Here is a 12977-nt window from a genome sequence, read left to right on the forward strand (position 1 = left end):
TGCGGCCGGCGGCGCAATCAACGACCTTCGATTGCAATAGTGTTGCGCAATCCGCCGAGATACTTGCGGCCCGGCGCGCCGCCGGAGTCGCAGGCCTGGTAATTACAGTATCCTGCGCGCTCTGACACATCGCATCAGGCCGGCCCACCCGTATGTTGCGCAGTAGATTTTCCATCAAGTCGCTCGAGCGCTATTTCTTGATATTGGCGGCCGGCGTATTGCTGCCAATGTCGGTCTTGACCGCAATCCTGCTGATCCAGAGCCGCGCGGCCTACCTTTCCACCACCGATGCGTTGCGGGCATTCCAGGAAGTGCGGGCCACGCTTCTCGCGATGGAAAGGGTATCGGCCGAACGCGGCCCGATGAATGCCGCGCTGGGCTCGACCCGCCCGGTCAACCAGCGCCTGCTCGATGCGCTGCAGGCAGCCCGTGTCCGCAGCGACACCAGCATCGCCAACCTGCTGGCCCTCTACCGCGCCCCGCGGCATCCGGACGGCGCCAGGGAGTTCAACAACATCCAGCGCATCCGCTACGCCCTGCTCCAGGCGCGCGCGGATGCCGATGCCTTGATCATGTCGCCGCGCGCCACGATGTCGGGCCAGCGCGTGCTCGAAGCGGTCGACGGCATGGTCGCGTTGGTCCCGGCATTGCAGTTGACCATGGCCGACAGCGTCCGCGTGGTGGTGCAACACGAGCTCGACGCCCCGCACCTGTTGACCCCGGCCCTGCTGGCCAGCGATCTGCGCGAACAAGCCGGCCTGCTGGGCTCGACCTTCACCCCCGCGCTGACCAAGCAGCGCCGCCTGACCGAGACGGATCAGTTTCGCATGGAGCGGGTGCTCGGACGCATCGACCAGTTGCGCGACCTGCTCGAAGCGCGGCTGGCGCCCAGGCCGGACCTGCGCGCCTCGCGGCTCTATGCCGAAATGCGAAGCTTGTATTTCGGCGAGGCGCTGCGCTACCTGGCGCGGGTGCGGGATACCGCCGCACTGCGGCCGGAAGGCGCCGACGTCACCGCGGCCGAACTGGCCGCGACCTATGTGCCGCTGATGCAGACCATTACCCAGTTCCGCGACCTGATGCTGGACGAGATGGAACAGAGCATTCACGCACATCGTACCGAGGCGATCCGCCTGTTGGTGACCACCCTGGTCGCCGCCGCCGCGCTGACGGCCGCGCTGATGCTCGCGCTGCGGCAATTCCGGCGGCGCGTGATCCGACCGTTCGTGCAGGCGACCCGCATCATCGGCGCCATTGCCGACGGCACGACGGCCGCGCCGATTCCCGTAGGCAAGTACCGTGGCGAGGTCGATGGCATGTTCGCGGCCTTGAGCGTGCTCAAAGACAATGCCGCGGCGCGCCGCCAGGTGGAGCGCGAACGCGACCGGCTGATCGTCGATCTGGCCGTGATGGCCGAAACCGATTTCCTGACCGGCCTGCTCAACCGCCGCGCGTTCGAGAGCCGCTTCGAACAGACGCTGGAACAATGGCGCGGCTCGCACGCCGTGCTGGCGTTCATCCTGTTCGATATCGACGATTTCAAGGGCATCAACGACACCTATGGCCATGCCAGCGGCGATGCGGCCCTGAAGGTCGTGGCCGACCTGTGCCGCCAGACCTGGCGCCACAGCGACGTGGTGGCCCGCGTCGGCGGCGAGGAGTTCGCGGTGCTCTGCCACGCGCCGACCTCCGACCAGGCGGTCGACGCCGCCGAACGGATGCGCCTGCGCATCGCCCAGGCCAGCGTGCGCGCAGAGGGCGGCGCAGTGTTCGCGTTGACGGCCAGCTTCGGCGTGGCCTGCGTGCAATGGCGCCATGCCACCGCGGCCGACACGCTGTTCCGGCGCGCCGACGAACTGCTGTACCGCGCCAAGACCGGAGGCAAGAACCGCGTGGTGCGGGGCGATGTGGTGTGAGGCCGGTTCGACCGGCCTACCCGCGCATACCGGCCGGCATCAGGCGGCGCAGCCGTTAGCGACCACCGCCAGGGTCGCATCGAACGCAAAGCAAAAGGCCCGGGCCCGGCGCAATACCGGGCTCGGGCCTTGGGGCTCCGCTTCCAACCGTCCAACTACCCGGGCAGGCAGTTCACGATCGATGCGGCGCTTTTTTGCTGGCTGGGGTCAGGCCGGCGTGCGAGCGGCGTTGCGCTCCTGAGCCGGTTCGGCGGGCGCCGGGCGGGAGGTGGTTTCAGGATCCGGACGGGTGTCGGGTGCCTTCCAGTTCAGCGGCGGAATCTCGAAGCGCGTCTTCTTGCTGATTGGTTGGGACATGTGCGTACTCCTGTGTGCGGTGTCGGCCTGCCCCGCGCAGGCGCACGACTCGGGTAACCAGCGCGCCCGGGGATGCTGGCGGAAAAATGCGGGAAAAGCATCAGGAACGGGCGCCAGGGCGTGGCCCTGGGGTCGTCGGCGTAGGCGTGCTGCCAACCGGCAGCGCGGCGCGGGGTCGCGCAGAAAAATGCCGGATTGTTGCACGACGAATCAATCATTTTAGTCTTAAATGACTGATATTGCAAGCACTTTGAATGCTTGCAATGTATCCGGATGGGCCCGGCAGAGGCTCGGCGCCCCTCCGCGGGGCCTGACTATTCTGGTGACGCGGCGCCGGCATCGCCCGGCGCCGCGCCATGGCCATCGATATGGCCCAACGGCCGACCTGGATCGAGCCGGTCGCGCACGCGCTGCTTGAGCACCTTGGCCTCGGGAAAGCCGCCGTCGCGCTTGCGATCCCAGATCAACTCGCCCTCGTAGGTAATCTGGAAGACGCCGCCGGTGCCGGGCTGCAGCGCCACTTCGCCCAGGTCGGTGGCGAACGTGGACAGCAGTTCCTGGGCCATCCAGCCGGCGCGCAGCAACCATTGGCATTGCGTGCAGTAGAGGATGACGATGCGAGGACGGAGCGTGGCGGTGGACATGACGCGGATCATTCCAGGCCCGCCATGCCTGGGCGGCGGCGGGCGATAGTGGTGGATAATGCCAGGTTTTTCCGGGCGCGCATGCGCCTTGAGCCTGCCAATGAAGTCTGCATTATCGCCCCAAGGCCAACGCTGGCTGATCGGCCTCCTGATGGGCCTGGTCACCCTGACGCCGATGGGCATCGACATCTACCTGCCTTCCCTGCCCGCCATGGCGGCCGGATTTGGCCAACCGATCAATGCGCTGCAAAGCAGCATCACTCTGTTCATCTTTTCGGTCGGCATCGGCCAGATCCTGATCGGTCCGTTGGCCGACCGTTACGGCCGCCGACCGGTGGCGCTGGGCGGCGCGCTGGCCTACCTGGCCGGTTCGGCGCTGGGTGCCGCGGCCGCTTCGCTGGAGCTGTTCTACGTGGCGCGCGTGATCCAGGGCCTGGGCGCTTGCTCGGCATCGCTGGTGGCCTTCGCGGCGGTGCGCGACCGCTTCAGCCCCGCGGTGGGCGCGCGGGTGTACAGCTACCTGAATGGCGCGCTGTGCACCGTGCCGGCGCTGGCGCCGATGCTGGGCGGCGCGCTGGCGCTGCACGCGGGCTGGCGCAGCACGTTCGTCTTCATGGCGCTGTTCGCCCTGGCGCTGACCTTCCTGCTTGCCTGGCGCTTTCGGGAGACCCGCGCCGCCGCGCCCGCCGTGGGCACCCCCTTGTATAGCGCCAGCCGCTACGCGCCGATCGTCGCCAGCGGCCGCTTTCTGTATTTCGCCGTGTTCGGCATGGCCGGCATGGCGATGATCCTGGTGTTCGTGTCCGCCGCGCCGGTGGTGCTGGTGCAGCAGCTGGGTTATGGCGAGCTGGGCTTTTCCGCCTGGTTCGGCGGCAACGCCGCCATCAACATCGCGGCGTTCTTCCTGGCTCCCGTATTCATCGCCCGTTTCGGCCGCTACGCCATGCTGCGGGTCGGCATGGCGGCGCTGCTGCTGGCCGCGCTGCTCCATCTGGCCGCGTGGCGCTGGGCCCCGGCGGCCGCCTGGATATTCATGCTGCCGGTGGTGGTGCTGACGGTCGGCTTCTCGCTGGCGCTGGGCTCGGCGCTGAGCCTGGCTCTGGAACCCTTTGCGCAACGCGCCGGCACCGCCGCTGCGGTCTACGGCCTGTTCCAGATGAGCGGCTCGGCCGTCATCGCCACCGCCCTACTGGATCGGGGCGTGGCGCCACAGGCGGCGATGGGCCTGATTGGCGTGCTGATCGTGGCGCCGCTGCTGTGCCTGTCGGGCGTGATGGCGCGGCGTGTGGCCGCGTCCGCGCGCTGAAGCCGGTCCTGGCGATCCTGCGCCTCAGGCCGGCGCGCGCGGCGCGCTCGACAGGTGCATCAGCCAAGCGCCGCCGACGATCAGGGCGGCGCCCATCACGCGTCCGGGGTTGAGCGCGCTACCCGCGAAGCCCACCAGCGCATAACGATCCAGTAGCAACGCCGCCAGCATCTGGCCAGCGATCACCGCCGCCAGGAAAGCGCCGGCCCCCAGGCGTGGCGCCAAGATCAGCGCCGCCGTGATGTAGAACACGCCGGCCAACCCGCCACTCCAGCCCCACCAGGGCAGTTGCCCGATGTCGCCGAAACTGGGCGCGGGCACCCGCAGCAACGCCATCACCACCATGGCCGCGACCGCGCTGATCGCCAGCGATGCCATGGTGGCCCACAACGGATGGCCCAGATGACGCCCCAGCGCGGCATTGGCGCCGGCCTGGACCGGCACCAGCGCACCGGCCAGGACCGCGGCGGGGATGGCAAAAAGCGTCGAGGAATTCATGGCAAGACTCCGATTCATGAGGAATTGGCGTTATTCTCATATTCGCAAAACGTTTAATCCAATTCGATTTTTGCCTATTCAACATGCAGCCAACGAATAATTTGCGGGCCATCGACCTGAACCTGCTTGTCGTGCTCGATGCCCTGCTGCATGAACGCCACCTGACCCGCGCGGCTGCCCGCCTCCCGATGAGCCAACCGGCCATGAGCCACGCGCTGGCGCGGCTGCGGCTGTTGCTGGGAGATCCCCTGTTCCATCGCGCCCGTGGCGGCCTGCGGCCAACGCCGTATGCGCTGGCGCTGGAAGCCCCGCTGCGCGAGGTGCTGGCCCAGGTGCGTCGCCTGCTGGCGGGCGCGGTTTTCGAGCCGGCGGCCAGCCGACGCGCCTTCCGGCTGGCGATGTCCGACTACGGCGCCAGCGTGACGCTGCCGCCGCTGATGCGGCGCCTGCGACGCGAGGCCCCCGGCATCGACCTGGAGATCAGTTACGCCAGCCGCGGCGGCATGATTGCCGGCGTGGCCGATGGCCAGCTCGATCTGGCGCTGTCGGTATTCGGCGAAACGCCGGCCGACATCCGCCGCGCCGTGCTGTTTCACGAGGGGTTCGTGTGCGCGGCCGATGCCGGCCGGGGCGTGCCGGCCACGCTGGAAGACTATCTGGCGCGGCCACACGTGCTGGTTGCCGCCAGCCAGGACCAGCGCGCCGCGGAAGTGGATGCCGCGCTGGCGCGGCTGGGCCACGCGCGCCGCGTTGCGTTACGCCTGCCGCATTGGACCGCGGCGCCCGCCGCGCTGGCCGGCACCGACCTGGTGTTGACGGTGGCGCGGCGCACGCTCGACCTGGCGCCGCCGGGCGTGGCCGTGGCGCCGGTGCCCTTCCCGATCGAGCCGCTGGCGTTCGAGATGATCTGGCACGAACGCGCCGATGGCGATGCCGGCCTGGGGTGGTTGCGCGGCCTGTTGAGCCAGATGCTGGCCTGACCGCTGATTCCGGCGCCGGCGAACGACCGCCCGCGCGCCGCCTCGCCATTGGCCTACTATCGAGGCATCGCCCTTTTCCCGGAGATGTCATGGCCCTCGATTCCCCGGCGCAAGCCCCCCTGTTGACGCGTACCTTGAGCGACGGCGTCGCCACGCTGTGCCTGAACCGTCCTGCCCAGTTCAATGCCCTGTCCGAAGGCCTGCTGGACGCGTTGCGCGCCGAGATCGACACGCTGGCGCGCGAGCCGTCGCTGCGCTGCGTGGTGCTGGAAGCCGCCGGGCGCGCCTTCTGCGCCGGCCACGACCTGCGAGAAATGCGCAGCCAGCCATCGTTCGACTATTACCTGGCGCTGTTCCGCAAGTGCGGCGGCGTGATGCAGGGCCTGCAGGCATTGCCGGTGCCGGTCATCGCCAAGGTGCGCGGCATCGCTACCGCGGCGGGCTGCCAACTGGTGGCCAGTTGCGACCTGGCGGTGGCCGCCGACGATGCGCGCTTTGCCGTGTCCGGCATCAACGCCGGCCTGTTCTGCTCGACCCCCGCGGTGGCGCTCAGCCGCAACGTGTCGGCCAAGCGCGCCTTCGAGATGCTCGTCACCGCCCGCTTCATCGACGCGCCGCAGGCGCTGGACTGGGGCCTGCTGAACGATGTGGCTCCCGCCGCCGAACTGGACGCGCGCGTGCGGGCCCTGGTCGACGTCATCGTGGCCAAGAGCCCGGCTGCGATCCGCTACGGCAAGCGCATGTTCTACGCCCAGCGCCAGATGCCGCAAGCGGAGGCCTATGACTACGCGGCCGAGGTCATGGCGCGCAACATGATGGAGGAAGACGCCGCTGAAGGCATCGATGCCTTCCTGCAGAAGCGCGCGCCGCGCTGGCGCCAGTGAGGGCGGCTGCGGCATGCGCCCGCCGCGTGACGGCGCGCTGGCGGGTTCACGCCAGCCAGCCCAGCCCCCAGCCTGCCGCCGCCGCGGCCAGCACCACCCACAGCGGCGACCAGCGCGCATAGACCAGCAGGCCGAACAACGCCAGCGCCAGGCCGAAATCCGCCTTGGTCAGGACCGCCTGGGTCCAGACCGGGTCGTATAGCGCCGCCAGCAAGATGCCCACCACCGCCGCATTCACGCCCGCCACCATGTTGCGCACACCCGGGCGCCGCCGCAGGCTCTCCCAGAACGGCAGGGCCGCCGCCACCAGCAGCGCGCCCGGCAGGAAGATCGCCACCAGCATGAGCACGCCGCCGGCCCACCCCGCCACCGGGCCGGACGATGCCGCGCCGAGAAAGGCGGCAAAGGTGAACAGGGGCCCCGGCAGCGCCTGCGCGATGCCGTAGCCCGCGAGAAATTCCGCCCCAGGCACCATGCCCCCGCCGACCGCGGCCGTTTCCAGCAAGGGCAGCACCACATGGCCGCCGCCGAACACCAGCGCGCCGGCGCGGTAGAAGCCCGCCAATTGTGCCGCCAGCGGCGTGCCCGACAGATGGGCCCATAGCGGCAGCGCCGCCAGCGTCAGACCGAACAGCGCCAGGCAGACATAGCCAGCGGTACGCGAAGCGCCCTGCGTCCGGTTCGACAGCAGCGGCCGCGGCGGCACTTGCAGCAGCACGGCGCCGGCCACCGCACCCAACAGGATGGCCCCCATCTGCCCCAGCGCGGTCGGCAATGCCACGCAGATCAAGGCAGACACGATGGCCAGCGCCGCGCGCGGCCGGTCCGGACAGAGTGAGCGCCCCATGCCCCACACCGCCTGGGCGACGATCGCCACTGCCGCCACTTTCAGTCCATGCACCGCCGGCGCGCCCGCCAGCCCGCCGAACCGGGCCAATCCCAGGCCCAGCAGAATCATCGCCAGCGCCGAAGGCAGCGTGAACGCGAGCCAGGCGGCCGCCATGCCGGTCCATCCGGCCCGCCGCAGGCCCAGCGCCATGCCGACCTGACTGCTGGCCGGCCCCGGCAGGAATTGGCATAACGCGACCAGGTCGGAAAACGCATAGTCGTCAAGCCAGCGGCGCCGCTCGACGAATTCCTCGCGGAAGTACGCCAGGTGGGCCACCGGTCCGCCAAAGGCGGTCAGCCCCAGCCGCAGGAAGGCCAGGAACACCTCCGCGCAGGAACCGCGCGCGGCCGGGATGGTTTCACTGGCGGCCGGCCTGCTGGCGACGCGTTCATCATGGAAAGGCGGTGGCTGCGACATGAAGGAAAGCACTCGAAGACAGCGGCGGCCCCGGGATCGTGGCGCGCCATTCCCAAGCTTATAGCCGGGCAGCGCGGGCGTTTCAATCGTCCGGTCGGACCGATTCGGGCAAATCACTACAAGAATTTTCACAAATTCAATACAAAATCCGTCGGATCGGCGACTGGGCGATCTGTAGCATCTGCCGGCCCACCACGATGGATCGAAGCGCCCGGCTGGCGGATGTGCGGCCCTCGCGCCCACAGGAATACCCGCATGCTCAAGTTCACGATCCGCATTTTCGTGGTCGCCGCCATTGCCTACATCGCCGCTTCACAACTGGTGAACCGCAGCCTGGGCTATCTGCTCGAATCGATCAGCGCCGACCTCTCCTATCAGGCCGTGCGGGGACAGATGTATGCCCTGCACAAGGAACTCGATCCGGTAGAGCCCGAATCCCGCGCCGCCTTCATCCGCGATTCGCTGCGGCCGCACTACGGCCTGGAACTCCGACTGCTGACGCCGGAGCGCGTCGATGCCACCGACCAGGAACGGCGGGACCTGGCCACGCGCGGCTTCATCATGCGCGACGAATACAACACCTATCTGGCGCCCTTGCCGGGGGACCCGCCCCAATGGCTGGAAATGCGCCTGCCGGACGAACCGGCCCTGGAAAAATGGATCACCTGGGGTGCCTGGCTGGCGCTCAGCATGGTGCTGGCGGTCGTGCTGCTGTTGTTGTGGGCCCTGCCGGTATGGCGCGACCTGGACGCGCTGCGCAACGCCACGCTGCGCATGGGCCAGGGCGATCTCGGCGTGCGCGTGCGGCTGTCGCACTTTTCCGGTATCCGCCACGTCGGCGAGAGCTTCAACCAGATGGCCGAGCGCATCGCCGCGCTGGTCGACAACCAACGCAGCATGACCAACGCCGTGTCGCACGAACTGCGCACGCCGCTGGCGCGCCTGTCATTCGAGGTCGACATGCTGGGCCAGGCGCAATTCCAGTCCCGCCGCGCGCACATCCTGCAGGATATGCGCGCCGACATCGGCGAACTCGAAGCCATGGTCGACGAGTTGCTGGTCTATGCGCGGCTGGAACGGCCGACCGACGACATCGTCAAGCAGGAGACCGTGGATGTGCGCGACTGGCTGGGCGAGGCCCTGGCGCAGGTGGCGCACCAGGCCGATGCCCGCGGCGTACGCTGCCACGTGCGCGAGGGCTTGCCGGCCCACGTGCAGTTGCATCCCCGCTACATGAGCCGGGCCCTGCTGAACCTGGTACAGAACGCGGTGCGCTACGCCAGCGGGCGCATCGAGATCTCGTTGCGCAGTTGCCCGGTCGGCGGCTATGAGCTGATCGTGGACGACGACGGCCCCGGGGTCGCGCCGGCCGACCGCGAACGAATTTTCGAACCCTTCATCCGCCTGGACGAGAGCCGCGACCGCGGCACCGGCGGCGCCGGCCTCGGGCTGGCCATCGTCAGGCGCGTCGCGCTCAGCCACCGGGGCACAATCGAGGTGCAGCACAGCCCGCTGGGCGGGGCGCGCTTCGTCCTGCGCTGGCTGTCGACGCCGGCGGCGGACTGATCCGGTCCGCGCGGCGCTAGGCGGCGGCCTCGGACCGCCGGGCATGGATCTGGTCGATGCGCAGGCCGTCGCGCCGCGTGATCTCGAAACGCCAGTCGCGCCACGCAATCACGTCGCCGCTCTCGGGAATGCGGCCCTCGGCCCGCAGCAGGCGGCCGGCCAGCGTGGCATCGCCCGCGTCATCGGCCAGCTCCGCCGCCTCCAGCAGCCGCGCCGCCTCGGCCAGCGCCAGGCGGCCGTCGAGCAGCCACGAGCCATCCGACAATTGCAGCGCCTCGGGCGGGGCCTCGGCATGTTCCGGCAGCTCTCCGGCCACCGCGGTCAACACGTCCATCGGCGTCACCAGACCCTCGCACACTCCGTGCTCGTCGACCACGATCAGCATGTGGTCGCGCGAGGCGCGCAATTCCTCCAGCACCTTGAGCACCGGCGTGGTTTCCATGACATAGCGCGGCTCGCGCGCCAGTTCCACCAGGTCGATCGGCCCCGGGTTCTGCAACAGCGGCAGCACGTCCTTGAAATGCAGCACGCCCAGCACATTGGCCGGATCACCCGCGCACAAGGGCAGGCGCGAGTGGCCGGAGGCGAACTTGCGCACGATAAGGTCGGGCGTGTCGGCCACATCCAGCCACACCATGTCGCCGCGCGACACCATGATGGCGCGCACGTCATGGGCGCCGATCGCCAGCACGCGCTCGATCATCGAGCTTTCTTCGGGCGCGAAAGCCGGCTCCCCCTCCGCGCTGTCGACCAGCGCCACCACTTCGTCGGCCTGCTGCGGCGCCGGGCCGCCCCGGCCGGCGCGCAACAGCCGCAGCACGGCCTGCGCGGTGCGCTGGCGGCGGCCCAGGGCGTGCGTGCCCTTGGCCCGATTGCGGCGCGCCAGCTGGTTGCACAGCTCGATCAGGATCGAGAAGCCGATCGCGGCATACAGGTAGCCCTTGGGCACGTGGAAACCCAGGCCTTCGGCCACCAGGCTGAAGCCGATCATCAGCAGCAGGCCCAGGCACAGGATCACCACGGTCGGGTGGCGCGCCACGAAGCCCATCAGCGGCCGGCTGGCCAGCATCATCACGGCCATCGCCACCACCACCGCGATCATCATGATGCTCAGATCCTGCACCATGCCGACCGCCGTGATCACCGAGTCCAGCGAGAACACCGCGTCCAGCACCACGATCTGCAGGATCACCTGCCAGAACACCGCGTGCTGGACCTTCTGGCCCGTGTCGTGGCCGCTGCTGCCCTCGACCCGCTCATGCAGTTCCATGGTGCCCTTGAACAGCAGGAACAGGCCGCCCAGGATCAGGATCAGGTCGCGCCCCGAGATCTCGGCGCCCAACAGCGTGAACAGCGGCGCGGTCAGCGTCACCACCCAGGCGATGCTGGCCAGCAGGCCCAGCCGCATCACCATCGCCAGCGTCAGGCCGATCAGGCGGGCGCGGTTGCGCTGCGCCGGCGGCAGCTTGTCGGCCAGAATGGCGATGAACACCAGGTTGTCGATACCCAGCACGATTTCAAGAATGACCAGCGTTGCCAGGCCAAGCCAGGCGGTCGGGTCGGACATCCAGTCAAAGATCATCAACATTCCACAAAAAGGTTCGGGCGCGGACAGGCGCCCGGCAGGCGGGGTCCGTCGCCAGCGACGAAGGGCAAGAGAGCGGGCGGGATCGCCAGGCCGCGAGGGGCTGGCGCACAACGGGGGGCGGCGCCCGGCCGCCTATGCGCGGCGTGGGCGCGGCGCCGGGCGCGGGGGCAGACGGCCGCAAACGGCCGGAAGCCGGAAGCCGGCTGAAGGGAAGACAGGGGCGCCGCTGCGGCAGCGGCGCCTTGGCAGGAGGAGGCTCGTCGGTCATAGATGGCGAAACCGTCGGTGCTGGCGGGCAAGCACCGGGCGGGTTCCGCCTTGCTCTCATTCTTTCAACAAGCTGAATAATACCTGAACCGTAGTCACGGCCAACGCGTGGCGCGCGCAGCCGTCGCACAGTCTGATTTTCTTCTTGGTGTTTTCCCTAGTTCCTTTTTATAATCGCGGCACTTTCAACCCCCAGAGACCATTGTGGACAACGACGGATGTAGTCGATACACGACTGCTTGCGCCGCTTGACGCAGGAACCTCCGCAGCCTTGCCTGCCGGGTCCTGCGTAAAGCCAGGACGCGGCCTCCGGCTCCGGCAGCCCCGCTGCCCCGGTCCGGACCCATCCCCTAACCCGCTTGCCGATGCCGCCGCGTGCCTTGCCACGCGCCGCCCGGCCCTGCGGCGCACGCATGTGGACCTTCCACCGTACTCCCCCAAGGAGACGATCATGCGCATCAAGAAATTCCTGCCCTTCCTGGACGGCGCCGCCACCGTGCGCGATGCCGGCGCGGCACGCCCGGCGGCCGTGACCTACCAGTTCACCATCGTCAGCCTCGCCGACACGCTCAACGTACTGCGCAAACAGCTGTACCGCGAATTGCAGGCACTGGACCTGCGCGTGCTGAGCGTACGCATCTCGCGCCAGGAGGCCGGCCAGCTCGCCAGCACCACCGTCACGCTGCATTGCCCGCCGCCCCTGCGCGGCCCGCTCAACGCCATTGCCCTGCGCCTGGGCCAGAGCCCCGATGTGCGCCGGATCCATTGGGAAAGCGCGGACGGCGCCCGCATCGCCGTGCTGCCGGCCTGAACCACGGCAAAGCGCCTGTCATGTAAGGCCCGTACAAATGCCTGCTCATCGCGCGCGTGGCGGCCTTGCTGCTGCGCTGGCCGATTGCGAGAACAAAATGAAGAACTTCGAAAACATCCAACTGCTGACGCTGGCCAATACCCTCATCAGCCTGGCCGCGGCCTTCGTGCTGGGTTCCATCGTCGGCTTCGAGCGCCAATACCGCCAACGCACCGCCGGGCTGCGCACCAACGCGCTGGTGGCGGTGGGCGCGGCCATTTTCGTGGACATGGCGTTCCGCGTCGGCGGCGCGGACGGCGGCGCGCGCGTCATCTCGTATGTGGTGTCGGGCGTCGGCTTCCTGGGCGCGGGCGCCATCATGCGCGAAGGCGGCAGCATCCGCGGCCTGAATACCGCGGCCACGCTGTGGGGCTCGGCCGCCATCGGCGCCTGCGCCGGCGCCTCGCTGCTTCTGGAAGCGCTCGCGGCCACCGGGTTCGTGCTGGCGGCCAACACGCTGCTGCGCCCCGTGGTCAGCTACATCAACCGCCAGCCGGTCGACGCGCAGACCACGGAAGTGACCACCGTGATCCACGTCATTGCCCACCTCGACCAGCGCCAGGCCGCCATGGCCGTGCTCGAGGACGTGCTGGAAGCCGAGCAATTGCCGCTGTCGGAACTGAAGATCGACCAGTTCGGCGAGAACGAAGTCGAGATCGAGGCGGCCTTGAGCGAAGCCTCCGTCGACGAGCTCGACCTGGACCGCGTCACTGCCCGCATCGCCGCGGCGCCGGGCGTGCGCACCGCGTTCTGGGCCGCTCGCACGGTGTAGCCCCGCCCGTTGCCGCCGCCGCGCGCCGGTTTCCTTTGGCGGC

Annotated in this window: 12 protein-coding genes; 7 read left to right on the plus strand and 5 right to left on the minus strand. The window is 69.0% G+C overall.

The genetic code is table 11. The features are described from left to right. The first annotated feature begins 152 nt into the window (after positions 1-152). The gene (locus K2W61_RS23300) at positions 153-1916 is read left to right on the plus strand and encodes a GGDEF domain-containing protein (protein WP_236756676.1); all 1764 of its coding nucleotides are present in this window, start codon (positions 153-155) and stop codon (positions 1914-1916) included. A 207-nt stretch (positions 1917-2123) separates the two neighbouring features. Here K2W61_RS23300 and K2W61_RS23305 read toward each other — a convergent pair whose 3' ends face one another. Together K2W61_RS23305 and K2W61_RS23310 are read right to left on the minus strand one after the other, a co-directional pair. Then, positions 2124-2273, minus strand: a complete 150-nt coding sequence (locus K2W61_RS23305) for a hypothetical protein (protein ID WP_175139975.1) — start codon at positions 2271-2273, stop codon at positions 2124-2126. Positions 2274-2587: 314 nt separating this feature from the next. Further along, a complete protein-coding gene (locus K2W61_RS23310) occupies positions 2588-2917 on the minus strand; it encodes an Rdx family protein (protein ID WP_175139976.1) in 330 nt (109 codons plus the stop codon). 100 nt (positions 2918-3017) lie between these two features. On the opposite strand from K2W61_RS23310, the gene K2W61_RS23315 reads away from it, so the two are divergent. Then, positions 3018-4223, plus strand: a complete 1206-nt coding sequence (locus K2W61_RS23315; RefSeq protein WP_175139977.1) for a multidrug effflux MFS transporter — start codon at positions 3018-3020, stop codon at positions 4221-4223. A gap of 24 nt (positions 4224-4247) precedes the next feature. Here the strand turns inward: K2W61_RS23315 and K2W61_RS23320 are convergent, their stop codons facing one another. Then, positions 4248-4721 carry a DMT family transporter gene (locus K2W61_RS23320; protein WP_175139978.1) on the minus strand — a complete coding sequence of 158 codons (474 nt, stop codon included), beginning with the start codon at positions 4719-4721 and terminating at the stop codon, positions 4248-4250. Positions 4722-4804: 83 nt separating this feature from the next. Here K2W61_RS23320 and K2W61_RS23325 point away from each other — a divergent pair, with 83 nt between their 5' ends. Then, positions 4805-5701, plus strand: coding sequence for a LysR family transcriptional regulator (locus K2W61_RS23325; RefSeq protein WP_175139979.1), 897 nt, complete (start codon positions 4805-4807; stop codon positions 5699-5701). Positions 5702-5790: 89 nt separating this feature from the next. Further along, positions 5791-6585: an enoyl-CoA hydratase gene (locus tag K2W61_RS23330; RefSeq protein ID WP_175139980.1), complete on the plus strand. Its 795-nt coding sequence runs from the start codon at positions 5791-5793 to the stop codon at positions 6583-6585. Between the two features lie 46 nt (positions 6586-6631). On the opposite strand, the gene chrA is transcribed toward K2W61_RS23330, so the two are convergent. Then, positions 6632-7891: a chromate efflux transporter gene (gene chrA, locus K2W61_RS23335; protein ID WP_236756677.1), complete on the minus strand. Its 1260-nt coding sequence runs from the start codon at positions 7889-7891 to the stop codon at positions 6632-6634. A gap of 255 nt (positions 7892-8146) precedes the next feature. Between chrA and K2W61_RS23340 the strand changes: the two genes are divergently transcribed. Further along, entirely contained in the window at positions 8147-9457 is a 1311-nt protein-coding gene (locus K2W61_RS23340; RefSeq protein ID WP_236756678.1) for an ATP-binding protein, read from the plus strand. Positions 9458-9473: 16 nt separating this feature from the next. Here K2W61_RS23340 and K2W61_RS23345 read toward each other — a convergent pair whose 3' ends face one another. After that, positions 9474-11039 carry a TerC family protein gene (locus tag K2W61_RS23345; protein ID WP_175139983.1) on the minus strand — a complete coding sequence of 522 codons (1566 nt, stop codon included), beginning with the start codon at positions 11037-11039 and terminating at the stop codon, positions 9474-9476. 724 nt (positions 11040-11763) lie between these two features. On the opposite strand from K2W61_RS23345, the gene K2W61_RS23350 reads away from it, so the two are divergent. Both K2W61_RS23350 and K2W61_RS23355 read left to right on the plus strand, forming a co-directional pair. Next, positions 11764-12123, plus strand: coding sequence for a hypothetical protein (locus K2W61_RS23350; protein ID WP_175139984.1), 360 nt, complete (start codon positions 11764-11766; stop codon positions 12121-12123). 97 nt (positions 12124-12220) lie between these two features. Beyond that, the gene (locus K2W61_RS23355) at positions 12221-12934 is read left to right on the plus strand and encodes an MgtC/SapB family protein (protein ID WP_175139985.1); all 714 of its coding nucleotides are present in this window, start codon (positions 12221-12223) and stop codon (positions 12932-12934) included. The last annotated feature ends 43 nt before the right edge of the window (positions 12935-12977 follow it).

The organism is Achromobacter pulmonis (assembly GCF_021733725.1).
Lineage (GTDB): Bacteria > Pseudomonadota > Gammaproteobacteria > Burkholderiales > Burkholderiaceae_B > Achromobacter > Achromobacter pulmonis.